The sequence below is a fragment of the Hymenobacter plasmatis genome (assembly GCF_020711255.1).
Lineage (GTDB): Bacteria > Bacteroidota > Bacteroidia > Cytophagales > Hymenobacteraceae > Hymenobacter.
The window spans coordinates 1-630 of the sequence record NZ_JAJFAW010000069.1; the positions used below are offsets into that span (position 1 = coordinate 1).

Below are 630 nucleotides of genomic sequence, written 5' to 3' on the forward strand. Positions count from 1 at the left end.
AGAGCCTGTTAAAATTTACGGATAAGGTGTCGAATGCTGGATAAATAGAGCGTTGCTTCGGCGCTGCTGGTCTCGCATTCGTAGTCGCGGCTTAGCCGGCGGTCCCATTGCAACCAGCTGATAGAGCGCTCGACGACCCAGCGGGTCGGCACGGGGGTAAAGCCGCCGCTGCCGGTTAGCCCAGGCGCCGTTTCCAGCCGCCAGCCGCAGTGGGCCTGGGTCCACTGGGCCAGGGGCTGGCCGCCGTAACCCGCATCCGCCAGCACGAGGCAAAGCCGCTCAAACGCTTGCTGGCGCAGCTTTTCCAGCACGGCTTGCCCGCCGACCCGGTCGTTTTCGTGGGCCGGCCCCACGTGGGCCGCTAACAAGCGGCCGCCCGTGTCGACGGCCAGCTGGCGCTTGCGGCCCTGTATCTTTTTGTGGCCGTCAAAGCCCTTATCGGCCACCCCGCGCTCGCTGCATTTAATGGACTGGGCATCCAGGATGGCCACGCGCGGGCTCGCTTGCCGGGAGGGGGCGGCCCGCTGGCGGTGGCGGCGCACCAGGGCCTGGTTAAGCCGGGCCCAGCGCCCATCGGCCTGCCAGCGGCGGAAATAATAGTAGACCAGGGCATAGGCCGGAAACTCGTGC

At 66.7% G+C, this 630-nt stretch carries 1 protein-coding gene; it reads right to left on the reverse strand.

Going from position 1 to position 630, the window contains the following annotated elements; genetic code table 11:
* Positions 1–8 precede the first annotated feature (8 nt).
* A partial coding sequence (locus tag LJ738_RS21165; protein ID WP_227788345.1) for an IS5 family transposase occupies positions 9–630 on the reverse strand: 622 nt, incomplete at its 5' end.